At 62.2% G+C, this 23980-nt stretch carries 22 protein-coding genes; 13 read left to right on the top strand and 9 right to left on the bottom strand.

Features of this window, described 5'->3' with window-relative positions; genetic code table 11:
* Nucleotides 1–230: 230 nt before the first annotated feature.
* From LHL23_RS19120 to LHL23_RS19105, 4 genes are read right to left on the bottom strand one after another with little or no spacing between them, the layout of a single operon-like run.
* Nucleotides 231–614 (bottom strand): carboxymuconolactone decarboxylase family protein, encoded by a 384-nt coding sequence (locus LHL23_RS19120; protein ID WP_226431120.1) that lies wholly within the window; start codon nucleotides 612–614, stop codon nucleotides 231–233.
* 1 nt (nucleotide 615) lies between these two features.
* On the bottom strand, nucleotides 616–2070 hold the full coding sequence (locus LHL23_RS19115; protein WP_226431119.1) for an aldehyde dehydrogenase family protein: 1455 nt from the start codon (nucleotides 2068–2070) through the stop codon (nucleotides 616–618).
* Nucleotides 2071–2076: 6 nt separating this feature from the next.
* Nucleotides 2077–3189: an aromatic ring-hydroxylating oxygenase subunit alpha gene (locus tag LHL23_RS19110; protein WP_226431118.1), complete on the bottom strand. Its 1113-nt coding sequence runs from the start codon at nucleotides 3187–3189 to the stop codon at nucleotides 2077–2079.
* Nucleotides 3186–4073 carry a MurR/RpiR family transcriptional regulator gene (locus LHL23_RS19105; RefSeq protein WP_226431117.1) on the bottom strand — a complete coding sequence of 296 codons (888 nt, stop codon included), beginning with the start codon at nucleotides 4071–4073 and terminating at the stop codon, nucleotides 3186–3188. Before LHL23_RS19105 ends, LHL23_RS19110 begins: the two co-directional genes overlap by 4 nt.
* 71 nt (nucleotides 4074–4144) lie before the next feature.
* On the opposite strand from LHL23_RS19105, the gene LHL23_RS19100 reads away from it, so the two are divergent.
* From LHL23_RS19100 to LHL23_RS19090, 3 genes are all read left to right on the top strand, one after another.
* Nucleotides 4145–6604 (top strand): FAD-dependent oxidoreductase, encoded by a 2460-nt coding sequence (locus LHL23_RS19100; RefSeq protein WP_226431116.1) that lies wholly within the window; start codon nucleotides 4145–4147, stop codon nucleotides 6602–6604.
* A 224-nt stretch (nucleotides 6605–6828) separates the two neighbouring features.
* Nucleotides 6829–7932 (top strand): mandelate racemase/muconate lactonizing enzyme family protein, encoded by a 1104-nt coding sequence (locus tag LHL23_RS19095; protein ID WP_226431115.1) that lies wholly within the window; start codon nucleotides 6829–6831, stop codon nucleotides 7930–7932.
* A gap of 61 nt (nucleotides 7933–7993) precedes the next feature.
* Nucleotides 7994–9268 carry an aspartate aminotransferase family protein gene (locus LHL23_RS19090; protein WP_226431114.1) on the top strand — a complete coding sequence of 425 codons (1275 nt, stop codon included), beginning with the start codon at nucleotides 7994–7996 and terminating at the stop codon, nucleotides 9266–9268.
* Between the two features lie 53 nt (nucleotides 9269–9321).
* Here LHL23_RS19090 and LHL23_RS19085 read toward each other — a convergent pair whose 3' ends face one another.
* The 3 genes from LHL23_RS19085 to LHL23_RS19075 form a co-directional block, all read right to left on the bottom strand.
* On the bottom strand, nucleotides 9322–9672 hold the full coding sequence (locus LHL23_RS19085; RefSeq protein ID WP_226431113.1) for a RidA family protein: 351 nt from the start codon (nucleotides 9670–9672) through the stop codon (nucleotides 9322–9324).
* 46 nt (nucleotides 9673–9718) lie between these two features.
* Nucleotides 9719–10069: a hypothetical protein gene (locus LHL23_RS19080; RefSeq protein WP_226431112.1), complete on the bottom strand. Its 351-nt coding sequence runs from the start codon at nucleotides 10067–10069 to the stop codon at nucleotides 9719–9721.
* Nucleotides 10070–10145: 76 nt separating this feature from the next.
* Nucleotides 10146–11018: a MurR/RpiR family transcriptional regulator gene (locus LHL23_RS19075; protein WP_226431111.1), complete on the bottom strand. Its 873-nt coding sequence runs from the start codon at nucleotides 11016–11018 to the stop codon at nucleotides 10146–10148.
* Between the two features lie 153 nt (nucleotides 11019–11171).
* Between LHL23_RS19075 and LHL23_RS19070 the strand changes: the two genes are divergently transcribed.
* The 8 genes from LHL23_RS19070 (at nucleotide 11172) to LHL23_RS19035 (ending at nucleotide 19990) form a co-directional block, all read left to right on the top strand.
* Nucleotides 11172–11957, top strand: coding sequence for an N-formylglutamate amidohydrolase (locus LHL23_RS19070; RefSeq protein ID WP_226431110.1), 786 nt, complete (start codon nucleotides 11172–11174; stop codon nucleotides 11955–11957).
* Nucleotides 11950–12546 carry a TRAP transporter small permease subunit gene (locus LHL23_RS19065; protein WP_222479694.1) on the top strand — a complete coding sequence of 199 codons (597 nt, stop codon included), beginning with the start codon at nucleotides 11950–11952 and terminating at the stop codon, nucleotides 12544–12546. Before LHL23_RS19070 ends, LHL23_RS19065 begins: the two co-directional genes overlap by 8 nt.
* Nucleotides 12546–14048 (top strand): TRAP transporter large permease, encoded by a 1503-nt coding sequence (locus LHL23_RS19060; RefSeq protein WP_226431109.1) that lies wholly within the window; start codon nucleotides 12546–12548, stop codon nucleotides 14046–14048. Before LHL23_RS19065 ends, LHL23_RS19060 begins: the two co-directional genes overlap by 1 nt.
* On the top strand, nucleotides 14038–14772 hold the full coding sequence (locus LHL23_RS19055) for a DUF4336 domain-containing protein (protein ID WP_226431108.1): 735 nt from the start codon (nucleotides 14038–14040) through the stop codon (nucleotides 14770–14772). Before LHL23_RS19060 ends, LHL23_RS19055 begins: the two co-directional genes overlap by 11 nt.
* Nucleotides 14773–14799: 27 nt before the next feature.
* Nucleotides 14800–15834: a TRAP transporter substrate-binding protein gene (locus LHL23_RS19050; RefSeq protein ID WP_222479688.1), complete on the top strand. Its 1035-nt coding sequence runs from the start codon at nucleotides 14800–14802 to the stop codon at nucleotides 15832–15834.
* A 117-nt stretch (nucleotides 15835–15951) separates the two neighbouring features.
* The gene (locus LHL23_RS19045; RefSeq protein ID WP_222479686.1) at nucleotides 15952–17304 is read left to right on the top strand and encodes a glutamine synthetase family protein; all 1353 of its coding nucleotides are present in this window, start codon (nucleotides 15952–15954) and stop codon (nucleotides 17302–17304) included.
* Nucleotides 17305–17398: 94 nt separating this feature from the next.
* Nucleotides 17399–18781, top strand: a complete 1383-nt coding sequence (locus LHL23_RS19040) for an aldehyde dehydrogenase family protein (protein ID WP_226431107.1) — start codon at nucleotides 17399–17401, stop codon at nucleotides 18779–18781.
* Nucleotides 18782–18844: 63 nt separating this feature from the next.
* On the top strand, nucleotides 18845–19990 hold the full coding sequence (locus tag LHL23_RS19035; RefSeq protein ID WP_226431106.1) for an iron-containing alcohol dehydrogenase: 1146 nt from the start codon (nucleotides 18845–18847) through the stop codon (nucleotides 19988–19990).
* Nucleotides 19991–20060: 70 nt separating this feature from the next.
* Here the strand turns inward: LHL23_RS19035 and LHL23_RS19030 are convergent, their stop codons facing one another.
* Both LHL23_RS19030 and LHL23_RS19025 read right to left on the bottom strand, forming a co-directional pair.
* Nucleotides 20061–20276, bottom strand: a complete 216-nt coding sequence (locus LHL23_RS19030) for a hypothetical protein (protein ID WP_222479679.1) — start codon at nucleotides 20274–20276, stop codon at nucleotides 20061–20063.
* A gap of 146 nt (nucleotides 20277–20422) precedes the next feature.
* Nucleotides 20423–21427, bottom strand: coding sequence for a LacI family DNA-binding transcriptional regulator (locus LHL23_RS19025; RefSeq protein WP_226431105.1), 1005 nt, complete (start codon nucleotides 21425–21427; stop codon nucleotides 20423–20425).
* A gap of 144 nt (nucleotides 21428–21571) precedes the next feature.
* Here LHL23_RS19025 and gap point away from each other — a divergent pair, with 144 nt between their 5' ends.
* Nucleotides 21572–22600 (top strand): type I glyceraldehyde-3-phosphate dehydrogenase, encoded by a 1029-nt coding sequence (gap, locus tag LHL23_RS19020; protein ID WP_226431104.1) that lies wholly within the window; start codon nucleotides 21572–21574, stop codon nucleotides 22598–22600.
* A 236-nt stretch (nucleotides 22601–22836) separates the two neighbouring features.
* A complete protein-coding gene (locus LHL23_RS19015) occupies nucleotides 22837–23907 on the top strand; it encodes an Mrp/NBP35 family ATP-binding protein (RefSeq protein ID WP_226431103.1) in 1071 nt (356 codons plus the stop codon).
* The last annotated feature ends 73 nt before the right edge of the window (nucleotides 23908–23980 follow it).

The following is a 23980-nucleotide window of genomic DNA, read 5'->3' as shown; positions in this document are numbered from 1 at the left end:
AACCCCGCCCCAGCCCCCAACAGCCGCCAACACAGCTTACCCACAGACTCAAGCCGGATATCCACAGACCAAAACGCAGGAATCGAAATCTCAGAACCGAAGAACCCCGTCCCGCGCCGCTCCTTTCCGGTCAAAGCCGCCCAGCAAACGCAGGCCGATCCCCCAAAGGGCGCAGTAGCCAGGAAAAAGGGCGGCCCACCGGCCGCCCGCAGAATCTCAGTTCAATTCGCTCAGCCCTGCTCTTCCAGCACTTTGCGGGCGGCGCGGAAGCATTCCAACGCCTGGGGCACGCCGCAATAGATGCCGATCACATGAATAATCGCCCGGATCTCCTCCTTGGTGACACCGTTATTGATGGCCCCGCGGCAGTGCAGTTCCCATTCGTGCATCTTGCCCAGCGCCCCGATCATCGAAAGGTTCATCATCGAGCGGGTCTTGGCGTCGATCACGTCATCGCCCCAGCCGAAGCCCCAGCACCAGGCAGTCATCGCTTCCTGAAACGGGCGGGTGAAGTCGTCCGCTGCGGCAAGGTTCTTTTCGACATACTCAGCGCCGAGGGTTGCCTTGCGCTGCTCCATGCCCTTCAGGAACAGGTCTTCGTCAAAAGCGCTCATCTCAGCCTCTCAGTTTCATTGCAATGTTTTTGGTCTGCACGTAGTTCCACAGCGCCTCGCGGCCCTTTTCCCGCCCGTAGCCGGACTTTCCGTAGCCGCCAAAGGGGGTTTCGACGCCCCCCGCATACCATTCGTTCACAAAGACCTGGCCGGCGCGGATCTGGCGGGCGCACCGGGTGGCGCGGTCGAGGTCGCGGGTGAAGACGCCGCCGACCAGCCCGTATTCGGTACTGTTGGCGATCTCGACCGCTTCAGCATCCGACTCGAACTTGAGGACCGAGAGCACGGGGCCGAAGATCTCCTCGCTGGCGATGCTGTCGGACGGGGTGATGCCGGAAACAACGGCCGGAGCCAGAAATGCACCCGCATTGCCAACGGGCGCGCCGCCGGTTGCGATGATCGCCCCGTCAGCCTGGGCCTGCTGGACAATACCCAAGGCACGGTCGCGCTGGGGCATGGAGACCATGGCACCCATATTGGCACCGAACTCGGGCCGGTCGACCCCAGGGCCGACACTGAGGCTTTGCGCCACGTTTACCGCGCGTTCGACCAGTTCGTCGTGGCGGCTCTCATGCACGATCACCCGGCTCATGGCGCTGCAAACCTGGCCGGCATTGAAGTAGATGCCCCAGCGTATGTCATTCTCAAACGCCTCGAGGTCGGCGTCTTCATGGACAATAGCAGCGGATTTGCCGCCAAGCTCGAGCACGCAAGGCACCACGTTCTGCGCCGCCGCAGTGGCGATACCGATGCCGGTGGGAACCGAGCCGGTAAAAACGATCTGGTTGACCTGCGGATGGCCGGACAGAGCCGCGCCGGCCTCATGCCCGTAACCGCACAGCACGTTGACCGCACCAGCCGGGAAACCGGCGGCTTCAGCCGCGCGGGCGAGCCAGGCATTGGTCAGCGGCGTAAGCTCGGGCGTTTTGATCACGCAGACGTTGCCGGTTGCAAGAGCTGCAGACAACGACCGCGCGGTCATCTCCACCGGGTAGTTCCAGGGGATGATCTGGGCGGAGACGCCCATCGGCTCGTTCTCGGTCCAGTCGAAATAGCCGCCGCCCAGCGGGATTGAGCGGCCTTCGACGGTGCTGGCCTGATTGCCATAGTACTCAAAGTAAAGCGCAGCGCCTTCGATCTCGATCCGGGATTCCCAGAGCGGCTTGCCCTGCTCCAGCGTCAGGACACAGGCAATCTCTTCGATGTGGTCGAGCAGGTAGCGGCCCATCGCCTGCACCATGCGCCCCCGCGCGATCGGGCGCAGCGCCGAAAGCTCCCTCGACAGGTGCAACCTGCGGGCAGCCTGCACAGCGCGGTCCACGTCCGCGGCATCAGCCAGCGCGTGGCGGGCCAAAAGCTCACCATTGGCCGGGTTAGTGACATCTATCCACCCTGCCCCGCCGGGCACCCAGGCGCCGTCTATGTAGTTCAGCCATTCGGCATCAAGCTGTGTCATGGTCCATCAGTTCCCTGCTTCCAGTAGGTCCCGGTCTGCCGCTTCGCGCATCCACTTCTGAAGCTGCAGGATGGAATGTTCCGAGTTCACTCCGCAAGAGGGATCCACGACCAATGGCCCGGGACGATAGCCGCGGGACTGCAGCCCGCGCTGCACCGATTCCACCAGGCGGATATCTTCCTCCACGGTGGTCTGGCGGTCCTGCACCGCCAAGCCGCGTATCACATCGCTTTCGGCGCCGCCTTCGGTGTACCAGCCGCGCCAGACAGTGCAGCTGTCCACGCCGGTTGCGCGCCAGTGATAGGTGTTCAGAACATTGCCCGGGTAGCACTGGAAGGAAAACATCGGCCACAGGAACCAGCTTTGATAGTCGCCCGCGTGCGGCACCGACAGATTGATGGGATAGGTCATTCGGTCCAGGCTCTGGCATTCAGTGGTGTGGCGCAGCACATAGCTGCCGCCCGGGTCCGGCTGAATGTCATAGGTCTCCGGCTTCACCACCCCTTCGGCAAAGGTCGGATGGTTCATCGGGCAGTGGTAGCATTCGGAGTAGTTCTCGACCGAAACCTTCCAGTTGCAGTTCTCCGACACCTCGACCCATTCGAGCGGGGCCAGATTGTCAATATGAGGCACGAATTCGCGAATTTCCTCGCGCACGCCGGGAAACCATTCGTCCATCCGGGCGGCATCATTGTCGAGGTTCACGAAAATGAAGCCATTAAAGTCCTCGGTGCGGACTTCGGTCAGGCAGATCTTCTCGCGCTCAAAACCCGGCACCGACTTGATGTTCGGGCCAGCCCGCAAGTGGCCGGTCAGCTCATAGGTCCAGGCGTGGTATGGACATACCACGACACGGGTGTTGCCGGTGCCGGTGACCATTTCATGGGCGCGGTGCTGGCACACATTATAGAAGGTGCGGATCATCTCATCGCGGCCGCGGATCGCGAACAGGTTCTGGCCTGCAATTTCGAACGCGAAGTAATCACCCACATTCGGGATCTGGCTGGCGTGCCCGGCAAACTGCCAGGTGCGCGACAGAAGTCCTTTGAGTTCCGCCTTATAAAGGGCGGGATCGGTATAATACCGTGCCTCAAGGGAATGGATCAGAGGGGCATTCATTCAGGTTCCTCCGCATAAAGGCCCAGCTGGTGCCTGCGCTTGTGAAATTTCTCCACCCGTTCGACAATTTCCTCGCTGGAGACAGCAATCACGAAGGAGAGCAGCGTTTCCAGCAAAGCGATGGTCGAGACGGATGACGGAAAGAATTGCGGCGTGTCAGCCGCGACAATAAAGCCGTGATCCGCATTCAGGATCACGGGGCTGGCGCGGCTGTCGGAAATGCCAACGATGGCTACCCCCTGCTCCCGCGCGATGCGGACTGCCTCGATCACCTCGGTCCGGTAGGGCTTGCAGGTCATGGCAATCAGCACATCCTGGCCATCCGCCCAGGCCAGATCATCCACCGGTGTGGAGCCGGGCCGCGGGATCGCGTGGAACTGCTTCATGCCAGTGGAGGCAAGATAGGTGAAGTTGCGGGCATTGGCGTTGTTAACGCCAACGCCAAGGGTGAAGACCTGGCGGGAATTCCAGATCGCACGGGCTGCGGCCTCCAGCGCAATAGCGTCAATGCCTGCAAAGGTTTCCTCGACATTGCGGATCGCGGCAGAAGCCATATCCGCATAAAGCCCGCCGAGCTCGCCGGATTTGCCGATGTCCTGCAGCCAGCGCGCCCGATCGGGGAAGGAAACCCCACCCTTGCGAATCGCTTCGCGAAACGGAGCCCGGAAATCCTCATATCCCTCGAAGCCTACCTGCCGCGCCATACGGACAAAAGTGTTGGGCTTCACATTCGCCGCTTCGGCGATCTCGCGCACGGTGGAAACCCCGACATCTGCCGGGTTTTCCAGCACATAGCGGGCCGCCTTTTGCGCCTCAGGGGTCAGCGCATCCCACTCTTCGGTGAGGCGCTCCAAAACAGTCTTTGATACATTTGTGCCATTCATGATTGACGATGGTACAAGTATGGAATTAGCCTGTCGAGCAGAAAAGCGACTCTGCAATCAGGAACTGCGAAATGGCTGAGAAAGAATTCCCGGCACAGGCCCGTGTGGTCATTGTTGGCGGCGGCGTGATGGGGGTGGGCCTGGCCTATCACCTTGCACATGAGGGCTGGGGGCCTGAGGTTGTGCTACTGGAGAAGGCCGAGCTGACTTCCGGTTCCACATGGCACGCGGCGGGACAGATCACTCATTCCACCAGTTCCTTTGGCCTCGGCAAATGCGTGGACTACAATATCGGCCTGTACTCAGGGAAACTGGAGGAAGAGACCGGCCAGGCAGTAACCTGGCACGGCTGCGGCTCGTTCCGCCTGGCCTATACCGAGGACGAGATGGACTGGCTGCGCCACACCCTGTCGGTGGGCCGCTCCCTCGGTTTCAACATTGAACTGGTCGCCCCGCAAAAGGTCGCCGAGTTGCACCCCTTCTATAACCTCGACGGTGTTCTAGGCGCGCTTTACACCCCCGACGACGGCCATGTGGACCCGACCAATGTGACCATGGCACTCGCCGCAGGTGCCCGCCAGCTGGGCGCACGGATTGTCCGCCACTGCCGCGCCACCGACATCACCCAGGCCGACAACGGCGAATGGATCGTCGAATCGGAAAAAGGCACCATCCGCTGCGAACATGTGGTCAACGCCGGCGGCACCTATGCCCGCCAGATGGGCGAATGGTCCGGGCTGCAGCTGCCGATGACCTCGATGACCCACCACTATTTCGTGACCGAACCGGTGCCGAAGTTCGAAGGCTTAGACAAGGAACTGCCGGTAATCCGCGACGACAAGAAGGTCTCCGGTTACATCCGCATGGAGCAGAAGCGCGGGCTGATCGGGATTTACGAGAAGGAAGGCAGCAACTCTGTCTGGCACGACCACTGCCCCTGGGAATACGAGAACTGGCTGTTTGACGCCGATTATGACCGGGTGATGCCGTGGCTGGAGGAAAGCCTGAACCGGATGCCGATCTTTGCTGACCTCGGCATCCAGCGCGAAGTGCATGGCGCGATCTCGCATCCGCCGGATGGCAACCCGCTGATCGGCCCGGCGCCGGGCGTCAAGAACTACTGGTGCTGCTGCGGCACCCAGATCGGCATCGGCTGGGGCCCGGGCCTGACCCGCGAGCTGGCGCGCTGGATGGTGCATGGCGCGGCCGACATCTCGATGCGGGAATACGACCCGCGCCGCTTCGGCTCTTATGCCACCAAGGACTGGCAGGTGACCAAGGCGCATGAAGATTACAAGCTGCGCCACGAGATCCCCTTCCCGCATTTCAACCGCCTGGCGGGCCGCCCGATCAAACCCTCGCCGCTCTATGAACGGCTAAAGGAAAAAGGCGCGGTCTATGAGGAGGTCTATGGCCACGAACGCCCGCGCTGGTTTGCCAAAAACGGTGTGGAGCAGCGCGACCACTACTCCTTCAAGCGCAACGTGGTGCATGACATGGTCGGGGCCGAAGTGAAGGCCGTGCGCGAATGCGTAGGCATCATGGACATCTCCGCCTTCACCAAGGTCGAGGTCTCCGGCCCTGGCGCCGTGGCGCTCTTGGATCGGCTGACCGCCAACCGGCTGCCGCAGAAAGTGGGCGGTATTGCCCTCACCCATATGCTGAACCGCCGTGGCCGGATCGAGCTGGAAACCACCGTGGTGAAACTGGCAGAGGACAGCTACTACCTGGTCTGCGCCGCCTTCTTTGAACAGCGGCTGCTGGACCACCTGAACCAGAACCTCGCGGGCGAAGAGGTGGAGATCAAAACCCTCTCCACCGATTGGGCCGCCCTTGCTCTCAACGGCCCGAAAGCCCGCGAGGTCCTGGCCGCCTGCACCGGTGCAGACCTGACAAACGCCGGTTTCAAGTGGCTGACTGCACAGCAGATCAAGGTGGCGGGTCACAAACTCTGGGCCTTCCGGATGTCTTATGCGGGTGAACTCGGCTGGGAGCTCCACATCCCGCGCGACAGCACCCTGGCTGTCTATGATGCGCTCTGGGCAGCGGGTGAGGCGCATGGCATTGCCGACTACGGATCCTTTGCCATGAATGCGATGCGGATGGAGAAAGGCTTCAAGGGCGCAGGCGAACTCACCAACGAGGTGACACTGGCCGAGGCGGATGTGCTGCGTTTTGCCCGCACCGACAAGGAGTATCTGGGCAAAGACAAGACTCTGAACGACGCGGACAAGCCCTGGGTCTGCGCCTATCTGGAGATCGAGCCGGACGGTGCGGAAGACGGCCACGGCGGTGAGGCAGTCATGCTTGATGGTCAAGTCGTTGGCTCAACCGCTTCTGTTGCCTATGGCCACACTGTCGGCAAGATCCTGGCATTTGCATATGTGAAACCGCAGGCCAATGTGCCGGGCTTAGAAGTTGAAGTGATCATCGCTGGCAAGCCGCGCAAGGGGCGGATTCTGGGCATGCCCGCTTATGACCCGGACAGCCTGCTGCCGCGTACCGACGCGGCACTTGCCCCGGCGCAATAGAATACCCCCCTTCGCCAGGCCACCGGCGAAGGGGCGACTTCCCTCTTTGCTAATTGGGAGCGCCAGAAATGAGCCTTTCCGAAGCTACCCCCCCCTGTCCGGACACGGCAGTCCGGGCAGACTCAAAAATCCGAACACAAACCCGTACCGCCGCTTCCTCGAAAGAATGCGCAGTTCAAGACCCGCCCCTGCAGGTTGACCGATATTGAACCAGGAGCATCAACATGAAGATCACCCGCATCTCCCTGTGGCATGTGCCGCTAAGCAGCCACACCGCGTATCACATGGCCGAAGGCAAGACCTGCGACACAGTGGAAAGCGTGGTACTGGCGCTGGACACCGATTCCGGCCTTACCGGCTGGGGCGAGGTCTGCCCGATCCCGCATTACCTGCCCGCCTATGCCCGCGGTGTGGTGCCCGCTGTGGAGGAGATGGCTCCAGTGCTGCTGGGCGCCGATCCCGTTGGGCCAGAAGCCGTGATGGCCAGGCTGGACCATTGGCTGCAAGGACATCCTTATGCCAAGTCCGCAATCGACATCGCCTTGTGGGATCTGACGGCACAGGTCGCGGACTTGCCGTTGCATTCCTTGCTGGGCGGGCGGCGGCAGGCGGATATGCCGCTCTACCACTCGATCACCTGCATCGCGCCAGAGGAGATGGCCCGCATCGCGCATGAGGCGCAGGCGACGGGCATCACCCAGTTTCAGGTGAAACTGGGCGCCGACCGCGACTGGGAAGCCGATGTCGCACGCCTGCGGATGGTGCGGGAGGCGGTCGGAGACGGACCGCTGGTTTATGGCGACTGGAACTGCGGCGCCACATCGCTGGATGCCTCCCGCGTCGGCCGGGCTGTAGCGGACCTTGACATCATGCTGGAACAGCCCTGCGCCACCATCGAGGATTGCGCGCGGGTACGTTCTGCATGCGGGTTGCCGATGAAACTGGATGAGAACGCCCATGACACGGCTTCCCTGTTGGCAGGCCATGCAGCGGGTGTAATGGACGCAGTCGCCATCAAGCTGTCAAAGTTCGGCGGGCTGTCGGCCGCGCGCCGGGCGCGGGATCTCTGCCTGCACCTGGGCGCCAAGATGTGCATCGAAGACACCTGGGGCTCTGACATCACCACCGCTGCTTTGCTGCATCTGGCGGCCGCCACCGATCCGCTTCGGTTGATGAATGCCTGCGACCTGTCCTTCTACGTCAGCCCGCGGCTGGACCTGGCAGGGCCGGAGCGTCGAAATGGCCGCATCGCCCCGCCGGAAGGCCCTGGTCTGGGCGTGCGGCCCGACCGGGAATCCCTGGGCGCTCCCGCAACTGTGATCGAATAGTTTTTGACTTTTTGGTCAAAATTTTTCCAACTGGGCCAATCCGCCCCAACAGGACAAAGACATGGAAAAGATCCGCACCCAGGCCGAATGGAATGACCGCGCCAGCGCCGTGCTGCCCGCCGGCGGCTTTGGCAATTTCGACCCCGGCATCGTCATCCGCGAGGGCAAGGGCTCCCGTGTATGGGACGAGGATGGCAAGGAATACATTGACTACCTGATCGGCTCAGGCCCGATGATGCTGGGCCACGGCCACCCGGAAGTGATGGAGGCGGTGCTTGAGCAGCTGCCGAAAGGCATGACTTTCTTCGCCAGCAACGCCCGCGGCATCGAGCTGGCCGAGGAAATCTGCCGGGCAGTGCCTTGCGCCGAGCAGCTGCGCTATGTCTCCACCGGCGGCGAAGCTGACATGTATGCGATCCGGCTTGCCCGCGCCTTCACCGGCCGCACCAAGATCGTCAAGTTCGAAGGCGGCTATCACGGCATGTCCGCAGAGGCGCAGATGAGCCTGGCACCCTCGGTCCGGGTGAATTTCCCGCAGGCGGTGCCGGACAGTGCAGGCATCCCCCCGTCAGTCGCCGCCGAGGTCCTGGTCGCACCGTTCAATGACTTCGAATACATCAAGCAGCTGATGGCAGAACACGGGCACGAGATTGCCGCCATCATCGCAGAACCGCTGCAGCGCATCGTGCCGCCGCTGCCGGGTTTCCTGCAGTTGTTGCGCGAGGAAACACAGAAGCACGGCAGCCTCTTGATCTTTGACGAAGTCGTCACCGGTTTCCGCTCCACGTACGGCGGCGGGCAGGAACTGTACGGAGTGACACCGGACCTGGCGACGCTGGGCAAGGTGATTGGCGGCGGCTTCCCGCTGGCGGCCATCGTGGGACGCGCAGGTATCATGCGGCACTTCGACAAGGCGCAGGTCGGGGCCGAAGGCTGGCTGATGCAGCTTGGAACCCTGTCGGGCAATCCGGTGGCCGCTGTTGCGGGCCTCAAAACCATGGAAGTGCTGCGCCGCGAGGGCGCCTATGACAAGCTGAACAGCATCGGCCAGCGGCTGATGCGGATGACCAGTGCGGCGCTGGAAGAGGCAGGGGTGCCATTCCGGATCGTTGGCGAGCCTGCACTGTTCGAAGTGGTGTTCACCGATTCAAAGGTGCGCGATTACCGCGACACCCAGGCCGGGGATACAGAGCGTACAAAGCGGTACAATGCAGTTTTGCGTGAGGAAGGCATCTTCAAGTCACCGGGTAAGACCTACCCCAGCCTGGCTCTGACAGAAGTGGATCTGGAACAGACAGAAGCCGCCATCAAAAAAGCTGCGGCCGCTCTGGACTAGAACACAAAAAGGCGGGCCGCTGGCCCGCCTTCCCTTGCCTGGGCAACAGCGTGTCAGGCCTTTGCCGCTGTCACGATGAGCTCCACCAGGAAATCCTCGCGCGCGAGCTTTGCCTCGCCGCAGGCCCGCGCCGGGGCGTGGCCTTCAGGCACCCAGGCATCCCAGACCGCATTCATCTCGGCAAAATCCTTCATGTCGGCAAGCCAGATCACGGTCTGCAGAATGCAGGTCTTGTCGCTGCCAGCCTCCGCCAAAAGCGCGTCGATTTTGTCCAGGCAGTCCTGGGTCTGCTGCGCCACACTGGCACCGGCGGTACCAACCTGACCCGCAAGATAGATGGTATCGCCGTGGGTCACGATCTGGCTCATGCGCTGGCCGGTGTGGCTGCGGGTGATTTCAGACATTCTTTCTTCCTTGGAATGACTTCAGTTTAGTTTCCGGTGCTGCAAGTTACTGGGACAACAGCCACTTGCCTTCGGAGGGGCAGAACTTGCGGCGGACCTGCTTGGGCGCCTGGTCATCCTTGAGGAAGGCCTGGTGCTGCAAGAGCACGCAATCACCCTCTTTGCCCGCCACATTCACTTCACCATGTGCACCACTGTCCGGGTTGGACCACTTGGCCCGCTTGCCGCTGCCGCCCTGCGCCTGAGCCAGCAAGGACTGCTCAGCCTGGCGCATGATGTTGGTGTCCTGCGGCGTCAGCCCGGATTTGGCCAGAATACGGCTGAGCGGGTTGGCAGCGGCGGGCGCCGCAACAAGCGCCGCCACAGCGGCTGCTGTCAGAATTCCAGAAAATCGCATGTGAATACTCCTGCCTGAATTAAACCGGCTTGGCGACCAGTAAGGCGCAACCAGGAGGCAATGTCCATGCGGCGGATCAAGAGAACTTGCGGAACAGCCGGGTCATGTCGAAAAGCTCATCCAGGCGATCGTAGCGGTCCTTGGTCTTGTCCCAGCTCTCTTCCTGTGTGGCGGCGATCATAGCCTCCAGCAACATCATGGTGGAGATGTTGGAGTCCCAGGCCGACGGAATTTCGACCCAACAGTTGAATGTGTGCTCGGCAACCGAAGCAATCGGGCTCGCCCACTGGTCGGTAACCAGCACGATCTTTACCCCGCGTTCCGAGGCAAGCTCTGCCAGCCGCTGCAAGTTGGTTTCATAGCGGCGGACATCGAACATCAGGAGCGTATCGCCTTCTACCATGTCCAGCACGTAATGCGGCCAAGTCGCGGAGGAGGACGTCATATGCGTGACCCGCTGCCGGATCGCCTGGAAGTGGGTAAAGGCATAGTCCGCCAGTGCCCGGGTGATGCGGCCGCCAACCACATAAAGCCGCCCCTCGGTATTGGCGAGCTGATGCACCGCGGCGTCGAACTGAGCAGAGTCGATATTTGAGAAGGTTTGCTGCAGGTTGTCGGTGACGGCCTGAGCAAATCTGTTCAGCAGGTGGCCTTCGGGCGCCTCAGAAGCCCAGTTGTCGCGCCGTTTGGTCGGGCCAGATACCTTGGCTTCCAGCTCTTTTAGCAGCGCCTGATGAAACTGCGGGTAGCCTTTGAACCCCAGTTTCTGCACCATCCGGGCCACTGTTGGCGTGGAAACCTCAGCATTCCCCGCCACAATGGTGATCGAGGCCAGCCCCGCCGCAGGATAGTTCTCCAACAGCAGATTCGCGAACTTACGTTCGGATTGGGTGAGCGAGGAATAGTTCTCGCGGATCAACTCGCGAACGGTGGCGGGCGGTTTCGACAACGGGGCATTCCTGTTCTTGAACAGACACTTTCTAACCCGGCTCCGGCCTGAAAAGAAAGTTTCAGGAATCCCTGTCCGGAACCGATCATGAAAAGATATTGACACAAATATCTCTTCATGGAAACATTTTTCCAAATCGCAGGGAGGCGGCATATGCGAGAGAGCGATTCTCACGCTCAGGGGGAAGCAGTGGAGGTGGTGAACCGCAAGGGTGCAAGCCCGGTTTTGCTGCTTTGCGAACACGCCTCCAGCAATATTCCGGCCAGGTACAATGGACTGGGGCTGCGCGAAGAAGACAGGCTGAGCCACGCCGCCTGGGATCCGGGTGCGCGCGCGGTGGCCCTGCATATCTCCAAGGCGCTGAATGCCCCGCTGGTTGCCAGCACCGTGTCGCGGCTGGTCTATGACTGCAACCGCCCGCCCGAAGCCGCCAGCGCCATGCCGGAAAAATCCGAACTGGTGGAGGTGCCCGGCAACAAGGGGCTGACCGAAGAACAGCGTCAGGAACGGACGGATACGGTTTATGTGCCGTTCTGCGACGCCGTTTCCGATGTGATCAAAGCCCGCAAAGAAGCTGGGCAGCAAACCGTACTGGTCACCATGCACAGCTTCACCCCGGTCTATTTCGGCAATCAGCGGCCCGTCGAGATCGGCATCCTGCACGACGATGACAGCCGCCTGGCAGACGCGATGCTGGCAGAGGCCCCTGCCCTGCCGCACCGGCGGGTCGAACGCAACGAGCCCTACGGCCCGGCCGACGGAGTCACCCATTCATTGAAAATCCACGGGCTGGCGCACGGGCTGGCCAATGTGATGATCGAAATCCGCAACGACCTGGTGGCGACACCGGAGCAAGAAGAGGCCATGGCAGAAGAAATGCTGACGTTGCTGCGCCCGGCGCTGGCTGCGCTGGCGGCGGAGGGAGGGACTGATGCCTAGAATAATCCGCGCCTATGTCCGCGGTATCGACGCGATGAACCGCGCGATCGGCCGCTTTGCCATGTACCTGATCTTCGCCCTTATCGGGGTGCTGCTGTGGTCCTCCGCCTCCAAGACCTTCTTCAACCCGTCGCTCTGGACGCTGGAGACCGCGCAGTTCGTGATGGTCGCATATTATGTTCTGGGCGGCCCCTACTCGATGCAGCTGGGATCAAACGTGCGGATGGACCTGTTTTACGGGGCCTGGTCAACCAAGACCAAGGCGCTGGTGGATGCCTTCACCGTGCTGTTCCTGATCACATACCTGGGTATCCTGATGTACGGCGCGCTCAGTTCTACCGCCTATTCTCTGGGTTACTTCGGACTGGAGCCGCTGCAGTTCTTCTGGGACCTGCTGAAAACCCTGCTGAGCGAGGGGCCTGCAGCCGCCGGTGAAAAGCTTGGCTACCTGGAGCGCAGCTCCACCGCCTGGCGGCCGTTTCTTTGGCCCGTCAAAACCATCCTCTGCTTCGGCGTCTTCCTGATGCTGCTGCAATGCCTTGCCGAATTGTTCCGGGATATCGGACGCCTGCGCGGAGTTGAAATCTGATGTCCTACGAATGGATCGCCATCGTGATGTTTGCCGGCATGATGCTCATGCTGATGACCGGCCAGAGGGTATTTGGCGCCATCGGTTTTGTCGGCGCGGTTGCGGGCATGCTCCTGTGGGGCACCGGCGGGGTGGAGATCCCGTTCTCCGCCGCGATGAAGCTGATGAAGTGGTACCCGCTGCTGACGCTGCCGATGTTCATTTTCATGGGCTACGTGCTGTCGGAGTCCAAGATTGCCGACGACCTCTACCGGATGTTCCACGTGTGGATGGGGCCGGTTAAGGGCGGCCTGGCGATTGGCACCATCGGCCTGATGGTTCTGATTTCGGCGATGAACGGCCTGTCGGTGGCCGGCATGGCCATTGGCGCGACCATCGCCTTGCCGGAACTTTTGCGCCGCGGCTATGACAAGATCCTGGTGACCGGCACCATCCAGGCAGGCTCCTCGCTGGGTATCCTGGTGCCGCCTTCGGTAGTGCTGGTGCTTTATGCAATGATTGCGCGCCAGCCGGTGGGGCAGCTGTGGCTGGCAGGGGTGATCCCCGGCCTGCTGATGGCGACCATGTTCATCATCTACATCTACGTCCGCGCCCGTATGCAGCCGAACCTCGGCCCCGCAATGCACCCGGAGGATCTGGCCGAGTATGAGCAGATCACCGACCACCCACTACGGCTGAACTACATCGTTCTTGGTGCGCTGGTGCTGGTGCCGCTGCTGATCCTGACCGGCGCAATGGAGACCAAGTCCGCGCTTGGCGTGGCGCTTACCTTTAGCCTGCTCTCCTTCCTGACCCGTAAAAATGCAGCGTTCTACAAGGACGTGTTCATGAAGGAGAAGTACCGCCTGCTGTTTTCAGGCGTGCTGCCCTTGGCGATCTTCGCCGCGATGATGGTGCCATTCGTGAACGGCTGGACCTCGCTGGTGGAAAGCTCGGCCATTGGCGCGATGACTGCCTTCATCGCCGCGGTTCTGAAGGGGCGGATGACCAAAGAGGTGTTCGAAACCTCGGTGCGCTCGACACTCGGCATCTCCTGCATGTTCATGTGGATCATCCTGGCGGCGCTGGCCTTTGGCGCGATCTTCGATGGTCTCGGCGCGGTCAAGGCGATCGAGGACCTGTTTACCACCAAGCTGGGCCTCAGCCCGTGGATGATCCTGATCCTGATGCAGCTGAGCTTCATCGTGATGGGCACCTTCCTGGATGACACCGCGATGCTGGTGATCGTCGCACCGCTCTATGTGCCGCTGGTGGGGGCGCTTGGCTTCGACCTGATCTGGTACGGCGTGCTCTACACCATCACCACCCAGATCGCCTATATGACGCCGCCGTTCGGTTACAACCTGTTCCTGATGCGCGCGATGGCGCCGCCGGAGATCGGGCTGAAGGATATCTATGTCTCGATCATCCCTTTCGCCGCGGTGATGGTGCTGGCGCTGGCCCTGATCATGATGTTCCCGCAGATCGCCCTGTGGCTGCCGGAGTATGTCTATGGAAAATAAGACCATCCTGCAGGCGCTGGGGCCGGACATCTGGCTGGCGGACGGCCCGAAGATCCGGTTCTACAAGATCCCCTTCCAGACCCGGATGACCGTGATCCGCCTGGAAAACGGCGACCTGTTCCTGCATTCTCCGATCCAATTCAGCAAGCAGCTGGCTGCCGAGCTGGAGGCGCTGGGGCGTGTCCGCCACCTGGTGTCCCCGAACTGGATTCACTACGCCTATATCGGGGAATGGGCCCAGGCCTATCCGGAGGCCATAGCCTGGGCCTCGCCGAATGTCCGGGAGCGTGCACGGAGCCAGGGGATGGAGATCAATTTCGACCGCGACCTGCAGGACAGCCCGGCGCCGGAATGGGCGGCAGAGCTGGAGCAGCTGATTGTCCGCGGCAGCAAGGTGCACACCGAGGTCGTCTTCTTTCACAAGCGCTCCAAAGTGCTGGTTTTGACCGACCTGATCGAGAATATGCCCAGCAAGACACTGCCGTTCTGGGTGCGGCCGCTGGCCTGGGCTGCGGGCATCCTTGCTCCGAACGGCAAGATGCCGATTGACATTTGGTTCTCCTTTGCGGGCAACCGGGACAAGCTGCGCAAGGCTCTGACCCGGATGCTCGACTGGAAACCGGAAACCGTCGTGCTCGCGCATGGCGACATCCTTCGCGAGAATGCACCGCAACGGCTCCGTGAAGGGTTCAGGAACCTAGCGCCCTGCGGGCACGGGCATTGATTGAAGTTCAACAGAGGAGAGGAAGTAATGACAACAAGACGTAAGTTTTTGCAGACCGCCGGCGTCGGCGCTATGGCCGCACCGCTGGCGACGCCGGCACTGGCACAATCCACCATCAAGTGGCGGATGCAGACCTATGCCGGTGCGGCGCTGGCCGAACACGTGGTGAAACCCGCCATCGACATGTTCAACAAGATCGCCGGCGACCGGATGCAGATCGAGCTCTATTATGCCGACCAGCTGGTCCCCACCGGCGAACTGTTCCGCGCCATGCAACGCGGCACCATCGACGCGGTGCAGTCGGATGATGACTCGATGGCCTCGCCCACCGAGGTCACCGTGTTCGGCGGCTACTTCCCCTTTGCCTCGCGCTACTCGCTGGACGTGCCGGTGCTGTTCAACCAGTACGGCCTGAACGAGATTTGGGATGCGGAATACTCCAAGGTCGGCGTCAAGCACATCTCGGCCGGCGCCTGGGACCCCTGCCACTTTGCCACCAAGGATCCGATCAACTCGTTGGCGGACCTGAAGGGCAAGCGCGTTTTCACCTTCCCGACCGCGGGCCGTTTCCTGGCGCAGTTCGGCGTGGTGCCGGTCACCCTGCCCTGGGAAGACATCGAAGTGGCAGTGCAGACCGGCGAGTTGGACGGCATTGCCTGGTCGGGCATCACCGAAGACTACACCGTTGGCTGGGCTGACGTGACCGACTACTTCCTGACCAACAACATTTCTGGTGCCTGGGCGGGCTCCTTCTTCGCCAACATGGGCCGCTGGGAGGAACTGCCGGAAGACCTGCAGACCCTGTTCCGCGTCTGCTGCGACCAGTCGCACTATTACCGCCAGTGGTGGTACTGGGGCGGCGAAGCTTCCCTGCGCGTGAACGGCGACAAGATGAAGCTGACCACCATTCCGGACAACGAATGGCAGCAGGTCGAAGACGCGGCGGTGAAGTTCTGGGATGAAATCGCAGCCGAGTCCGAGACCAAGGCGAAAGTTGTGGAGATCTTCAAGAAGTATAACGCTGACATGCAGAAGGCCGGCCGCCCCTACCGCTACGGCTGAGGCACCGGTTGAAACACGGGATTTGGCCTGCACCGCGGTCGGCCAAATTCCTTCCCCAAGGAATTTGCCAAGACTTTTCCCGGAAAAGTTTTGCGCGCAACAGACAAAGGGCCGCTCATGCTCTCCTTCGACACTCTTAAGGACCAGGTTGCCGATGGCACCGTTGACACCGTTCTGGTCTGCCTTGTGGACATGCAGGGCCGCCTGATGGGCAAGCGCTTCCACGCCAAGCATTTCGTGAATGGCGCCTGGGAGGAAACCCATTGCTGCAACTACCTGCTGGCCACTGACCTGGCGATGGCGACGCCGGACGGCTATGCCTCGACCAGCTGGGAGCGGGGCTATGGCGACTATGTGATGAAGCCCGACCTCTCCACCCTGCGGCCGGTGCCATGGCTGGAAGGGACGGTGATGGTGCTGTGCGACGTGCTGGATCACCACACCCACGAGGAAGTCTCCCACTCCCCCCGCGCGATCCTGAAGAAACAGGTGAACCGTCTGAAGGCGATGGGATACGACGCCATGTGCGCCACTGAGCTGGAATTCTTCCTGTTCGCCAAGAGCTTTGACGAGATCCGCCGCTCGGGCTTCCGCGACCTGGAACCGATCTCCGGCTACAACGAGGATTACAACATCCTGCAGACCACCCGCGAGGAGCATGTGATGCGCCCGATCCGCAACCACCTGTGGGATGCGGGGCTGCCGATCGAGAACTCCAAGGGCGAGGCAGAGACCGGCCAGGAGGAGCTCAACATCAAATACGCAGCGGCGATGGACACGGCGGAGTTCCACACCATTGCCAAGCACGCGATCAAGGAGATCGCCGAGCAACAGGGCCACGCGGTGACCTTCCTGCCAAAATGGAGCCACGACAAGGTCGGCTCCTCCTCCCATGTGCATCAGTCGCTGTGGCAGGACGGCAAGCCCGCGTTCTTTGACGAGAGCGACGAACTGGGCATGTCCGCCCTGATGAAGAATTACATGGCAGGCCTGCTGAAATACGCGCCTGACTACACCGCCTTCATGGCGCCCTACATCAACAGCTACAAACGCTTCATGAAGGGCACCTTCGCGCCCACACGGATCATCTGGTCGGTGGACAACCGCACTGCGGGCTACAGGCTCTGCGGCGACGGCACCAAGGCGATCCGGGTCGAATGCCGCATTCCGGGTTCCGACATGAACCCCTATCTGGCGATGGCGGGCATGCTGGCCGCGGGCATTGCGGGTATCGAGGAAGGGCTGGAACTGCAGACCCCCACCCGGGGCGATGTCTACCAGGGCGATACCGGCATGATCCCGGGCACCCTGCGTGATGCGGCGGCGGCTCTGAAAGGCTCGGAGATGCTCCGCAAAGCCCTTGGTGATGACGTGGTGGATCACTACGTCCGCGCGGCGGAAGTGGAGATCGAGGATTTCGACCGGGTGGTCACCGACTACGAGATCGCCCGTGGATTTGAGCGCGCCTGAGGCGCGCAGCCGGCTTGGGGCGCTGCCCCAAACCCCGGAGTGTTTTCGGAAAGATGAAGAGGGCCTTGGCCCTTTCTGAATGGAGTGAATGGCAATGGGCCAGGTATTGAAATGCATCTCGCCGATCGACGGATCGGTCTTTGCAGAGCGCGAGGTGCTCTCGCGTGAGGACGCCTTTGCGGCAGCAGAACGTGCGCGGTCAGCGCAAGGCGCTTGGGCGGCCCGGCCGCTGCAGGAGCGCATTGATCTGGTTATGGCGGGCGTGGCTGCCGTCGGCGCGATGAACGATGAGATCGTGCCGGAACTGGCGCATATGATGGGCCGGCCGGTGCGTTATGGCGGCGAGTTTGGCGGATTCAACGAACGCGCAGGCCACATGGCAAAGATCGCCGCAGAGTCGCTTGCGGATATCGAAGTGGGCGAGGACGCAACCTTCAAACGCTACATCAAGCGCATTCCGCATGGGGTTGTGTTTGTGGTCGCCCCCTGGAACTACCCTTATATGACCGCGATCAACACGGTGGCGCCTGCGCTGATTGCCGGCAATACCGTGGTGCTGAAGCACGCGACCCAGACGCTGCTGGTGGGTGAGCGGATGGCGCAGGCCTTCCGTTCCGCGGGCATTCCCGAAGATGTGTTCCAGAATGTCTTTCTGGATCACGGCACCACCTCGGAACTGATTGCCAGCAAGGCCTTCAACTTCGTGAACTTCACCGGCTCGGTAGGCGGCGGTCAGGCGATGGAGCGCGCCGCGGCCGGCACCTTCACCGGTGTCGGCACCGAGCTGGGTGGCAAGGACCCCGGCTATGTGATGGAGGACGCCGATCTGGATGCGGCGGTGGACACGCTGATTGATGGCGCCATGTTCAACTCCGGCCAGTGCTGCTGCGGCATCGAACGGATCTACGTGCATGCAAGCCTCTATGACGCCTTCCTGGAAAAGGCCATTGCCATCGTGAAGGGCTACAAGCTGGGCAACCCGCTGGACGCGGAGACCACTATCGGCCCAATGGCCAATGTGCGCTTTGCCAGCGAGGTGCGCGGCCAGATCGCCGAGGCGGTTGAAGCGGGTGCCGTGGCCCATATCGACACCTTCGCCGAGGATGACGGCGGCGCCTATCTGACACCACAAATCCTGACCAACGTGACCCACGACATGCGGGTGATGCGCGAGGAAAGCTTTGGCCCGGTCGTGGGCATCATGAAGGTCTCCTCGGATGAGGAAGCCATCCGGCTGATGAACGACAGCGACTTCGGCCTCACGGCGTCGCTCTGGACCAAGGATGTAGAGCGGGCGCAAGCCGTCGGGGATCAAATCGAGACCGGCACCGTCTTCATGAACCGCGCCGACTACCTGGATCCGGGCCTGTGCTGGACCGGCTGCAAGGACACCGGCCGCGGCGGCGGCCTCTCGGTCATCGGCTATCACAATCTGACCCGTCCGAAGTCTTATCACCTGAAGAAGGTAACCGGCTGACGGACGGCCCCGCCCGCCCCGTTTCTCCTCCCGGGGCGGGCCACAGCATCAAAGGAACACAACATGTCTCTCGTTGGAAACTGGTCCTACCCGACCGCAATCAAATTCGGCGCAGGCCGGATCAAGGAACTGGCGGACGCCTGCACCGCTGCCGGCATCAAGAAACCGCTGCTGGTCACCGACAAGGGGCTGGCGGACCTGCCGGTCACGCAGGGCACCCTGGATATCATGGAGGCGGCGGGCCTCGGCCGCGGCATGTTCTCAGACGTTGATCCGAACCCGAACGAGAAGAACCTGGACGCAGGCGTCGCCGCCTATAAGGCAGGCGGCCATGACGGGGTGATCGCCTTCGGCGGCGGCTCAGGCCTGGACCTGGGCAAGATGGTGGCCTTTATGGCCGGCCAGACCCGGCCCGTTTGGGATTTCGAGGACATCGGCGACTGGTGGACCCGCGCCGATGCCGATGCCATCGCGCCGATCATCGCGGTGCCGACCACCGCAGGCACGGGTTCCGAAGTGGGCCGCGCCAGTGTGATCACCGACAGCGTCACCCACCAGAAGAAAATCATCTTCCACCCGAAGGTGCTGCCCGCAGTGGTGATCTGCGATCCCGAGCTGACGGTCGGCATGCCCAAATTCATCACCGCAGGCACTGGGCTTGATGCCTTTGCCCACTGCGTCGAAGCGTTCAGCAGCCCGCATTACCACCCGATGTCCCAGGGCATCGCGCTGGAGGGCATGCGGCTGGTCAAGGACTACCTGCCGCGCGCCTATGCCGACGGCACCGATATCGAAGCCCGCGCGCAGATGATGTCGGCCGCGGCGATGGGCGCAACAGCGTTCCAGAAGGGGCTCGGCGCGATCCATGCGATGAGCCATCCGGTGGGGGCTCATTTCAACACCCACCACGGCACCACCAATGCGGTCTGCATGCCCAGCGTGCTGGAGTTCAACGCCTCTGCGATTGCCGACCGTTTCGACACGGCCGCGGCCTATCTGGGCATTGACGGTGGTTTCGACGGCTTCCGCAGCTTTGTGCAGGAGCTAAACGACTCCTTGGGCATCCCGCGCGGGCTGTCTGATTTGGGTGTCACCGAAGCGGCCATCCCTGAACTGGTCAAAGGCGCCATCATTGACCCCTCTTGCGGCGGCAACCCCATCGAGCTGACCGAGGAAAACCTCACTCAGCTGTTCAAGGCCGCGATGTAAGCAAAGACCACATGACAGGTCAAAGCGCTCTCCACCACCGCGGGGAGCGCTATTTCATTCAGAACCGGCGTCAGCCGCTGACGTAGACCTTGTCCTTTGGGTAATAGAAGATCTTCTGATTATGCAGCCGCCCCAGCAGCGCGTGAACCCGGCGCAGCGTCTCCGCATCAGCGCTGCCGGCCTCCGGATGAGCCTTGGACAGAGCATCCCTGGTATGGCGCAAGGAGGTTTCAATCAGGTCCATATCCTCAACCGAAAGCTCGAACATGTCATTGTACTTGGGCATCTGCACTCCTTTACCGGGCCGACCCGCGCTGAACTGGAACCATACCCGCAGGTTGCCCCGGCGCGCCGGCCAAAGCTAGGAAAATCGCCTGCGGGCGGGGCTGCGGTGGTGGCTTCTCCGTCGCGGCCGCAGGCAGCGGCGAAGGGCTAGAGCGTTTCTCCCAGGCTGATTGCCGGGGTCAGGCGGTCGAAAACCAGCCCCTCTGCCCCGCCGGTTTCCCGTGATTTCAGGATGATCCGCGCCGCACGCTCGCCGATTTCATGGCGGCAGGCATCCGTTGTCGCGAGCTGCAGCGGCAAGCCCTGCAGGATCTGCAGATTGTTGAAGCCTGCCAAGGCGATATCGCCGGGCACCGACAGGCCCGCGGCCAGGCAATGCATCAGCCCGCCCACGCTCATCACGTCGCTGGAATAGTAGATGCAATCAAGGCCCGGGTTGCGCGCCAGCATCTGCGCCGTCAGCTGGCGGCCGGTCTGGATCGAACTTTCACCGGAATAATGCTCCAGATCCGAAAGTGTCACGCTCTGCGCCGCCAGCCCGTCCGTGAAGCCGTCAAAGCGTTTCCGGGCCCGGAAATCCTGCGGCATCTTTGTGCCGATAAAGCCGATGTTCCGGTAGCCGCGGGCCAGGATCTGCTCCGCCATTTCGCGGCCTGCCTGCAGGTGCGAAATGCCGACACAATGGCGTACCGGATCGCCGTCCACATCCATCACCTCAACCACCGGGCAATCGGCCTGCTGCAGCATCCGCCGGGTAACCTCAGTATGCTCTAGCCCGGCGACGATCAGCCCCGAGGGCCGCCAGCTGAGCATTTCGCGGATGACGCTTTCCTCTTCTTCCAGGTCATAGCCCGATACCCCAACCACCGGCTTCAAGGGGCTTTCTTTCAAGACGGCGGAAATCCCGGAGAGAACCTCCGGGAAGACAAAGCTGTTCAGCGACGGCACCACCACCGCCACCAGGTTGACCGATTGCGAGGACAAGGAGCCGGCAATCCGATTCGGCACATAACCATGGGTGCGGGCGATTTCCTCGATCTTCGCCTTGGTCTTGGCGGACACGTCCGGGGCTCCGCGCAGCGCGCGGGAGGCCGTCATTTCACTGACACCGGCCAGTTTGGCCACGTCTTTCAGAAGCAATTTCTTGGTCATGCCCCCATGCTCCTGCAGATCGCGGGCGGCCGCAAGGGCGGCTCCGGAAACAGAGGGGTTGATTTTCCATCTCGTTATCGCTATCGGTATCGCAACCGTTATCGCTACCGGAAACCGATCCGGTAAAACAGCCGGAGATCAGAGATGACACTGAAGATTGCAATCAACGGATTCGGGCGGATTGGCCGCGGGGTACTGCGGGCGCTGCTGGAAAGCGGCGAAAAGGATATTGAGGTGGTGGCCATCAACGATCTGTCGCCGCCGGAAACCCTGGTGCATCTGCTGAAATACGACAGCGTGCACGGGCGCCTGAAGACTCCGGTGTTCCTGGCCGGTGACCTGATCCGCGTGGGCCGACACAGCATCCGCCTGACGGCGATACGCAACCCGGAGGACCTGCCCTGGCAGGATGTGGACATCGCCTATGAATGCACCGGCCTGTTCACCGCCCGCGAGGAGGCAGCGCGGCATCTGAAAAACGGTTCCAAGCGGGTGCTGATCTCCGCCCCCGGCAAGGATGCCGACCGCACGGTGGTCTTTGGCGTCAACCACATGGATCTGACGGCGGAGGACGTGATCGTGTCCAACGCCTCCTGCACAACCAACTGCCTGGCGCCGCTGGCCAAGGCGCTGGACGAAGCCTTTGGCATCAAGACCGGCTACATGACCACCATCCACGCCTATACCGGCGATCAGCCGACCCATGACACCAGCCACAAGGATCTCTACCGCGCCCGTGCTGCCTCGCTGTCGATGATCCCCACTTCCACCGGGGCGGCACGGGCGATCTCCGAGGTGCTGCCGCATCTGAAGGGACGGCTGGAAGGCTCCGCCATCCGGGTGCCCACCGCCAATGTTTCGGTGGTGGACCTGAGCTTTGTGCCGGAGCGCCCAGCCACGGTTGAGGCGGTTAATGCCGCGGTCAAGGCGGCTGCAGGGAACGGGTTGGAAGGCATCCTGTCTTATGAAGAAGACCCGCTGGTTTCCATCGACTTCAACCATGACCCCCATTCGAGCTGCTTTGCAGCGGCCCAAACATCGGTCACCGCCGACGGGCTGGTGCGGGTAGTCAGCTGGTATGACAACGAGTGGGGCTTCTCCAACCGGATGGTGGACACCGGCCGCCGCATCGGCGCCGTGATGAACGCCGCGGAAGTGGCCTTGGCCAGCTGACGGGATCCTCCCGCCCGTCCTCGGCCCGATGGGCCTCCTCCCGTTGGGCCCGGCGCCGCGCTGACGCGCGGCGCTGTTGCGTTTGCCGCACGGCATCCAGGCCTTCAGCAAGGCCAGCCCGCAAAAAAGCTGACTCCAGGATGCGTTAAAACAAACTCCTGGCTGTGTACGGCTGGCATGACCCGCCGAATTGCGCCAGAACAGGCGCAAGACATGACCAGCTACAGGAGACCGGCGTGACCGTCACCCGTGAAACCGTCCTTGAGGCGCTCAAAACCATCACCGATCCCGTCAGCGGCAGCGATATCGTCAGCGCAGGCATTGCCCGCGCCGTAAGCGTCGAAGGCAGCACCGTCCGCTTTGTGCTGGAAATCGACCCCGGAAAGTCCGAGGCCTACGGCCCGGTGCGCGACAAGGCTGACGCGGCCGTGGCAGCGCTGCCGGGGGTGGAGAAGGTTTCTGCCATGCTGACCGCCCATTCGGAAAAGGCGCCGCCGGACCTGAAACCCAAAAAGGCAGCCCAGCCCCAGCAGCAGACGCCGCAGAAAGTGCCGGGCGTGGCGCGGATCCTCGCTGTGGCCTCGGGCAAGGGCGGCGTCGGCAAATCCACGGTATCTGCCAACATCGCCTGCGCGCTGGCAATGCAGGGGCGCAGGGTGGGCCTGCTGGATGCCGACGTCTACGGCCCCTCGCAGCCAAAGATGCTTGGCATCAGCGGCCGCCCTGCCAGCCCGGACGGCAAGACCATCCTGCCGCTGCGCAACCATGGTGTCACCATGATGTCGATGGGGCTGATGACCGGCGAGGACCAGGCAGTGATCTGGCGCGGGCCGATGCTGATGGGAGCGCTGCAGCAGATGCTCTTGCAGGTGCAATGGGGCGTGCTGGACGTTCTGATCGTCGACCTACCGCCCGGCACCGGCGACGTGCAGATGACGCTGGCGCAGAAAACCCATGTGGACGGCGCCATCGTGGTCTCCACCCCGCAGGACGTGGCGCTGATCGACGCCCGCAAGGGCATCGACATGTTCCGCAAGATGAACGTGCCGGTTCTGGGCATGATCGAAAACATGTCCACGCATATCTGCTCGAACTGCGGACATGAGGAGCATGTGTTCGGCCATGGCGGCGTGGCGCAGGAAGCCAGGAAGCTCGACGTGCCGTTGCTGGGCGAGGTGCCGCTGCATCTGGACGTGCGGCTGGCCGGCGACAACGGCACGCCGATCGTGGCCGCCAAGCCTGGCAGCGCCCAGGCCAAGGTGTTCCTCGACATCGCCACCCAGCTTGTGGACGCAGGCGCCGCCTGATCCCTGCCAGCCCCGGGTCAAGGGCCGCAAGGCGGCGGCGCGCAGCGCCATTTACCCTTGAGGCGGGGATGGC

Source organism: Leisingera sp. McT4-56 (assembly GCF_020514995.1).
GTDB classification, from domain to species: domain Bacteria; phylum Pseudomonadota; class Alphaproteobacteria; order Rhodobacterales; family Rhodobacteraceae; genus Leisingera; species Leisingera aquaemixtae_A.
This window is presented reverse-complemented; position numbering and strand designations above follow the sequence as displayed.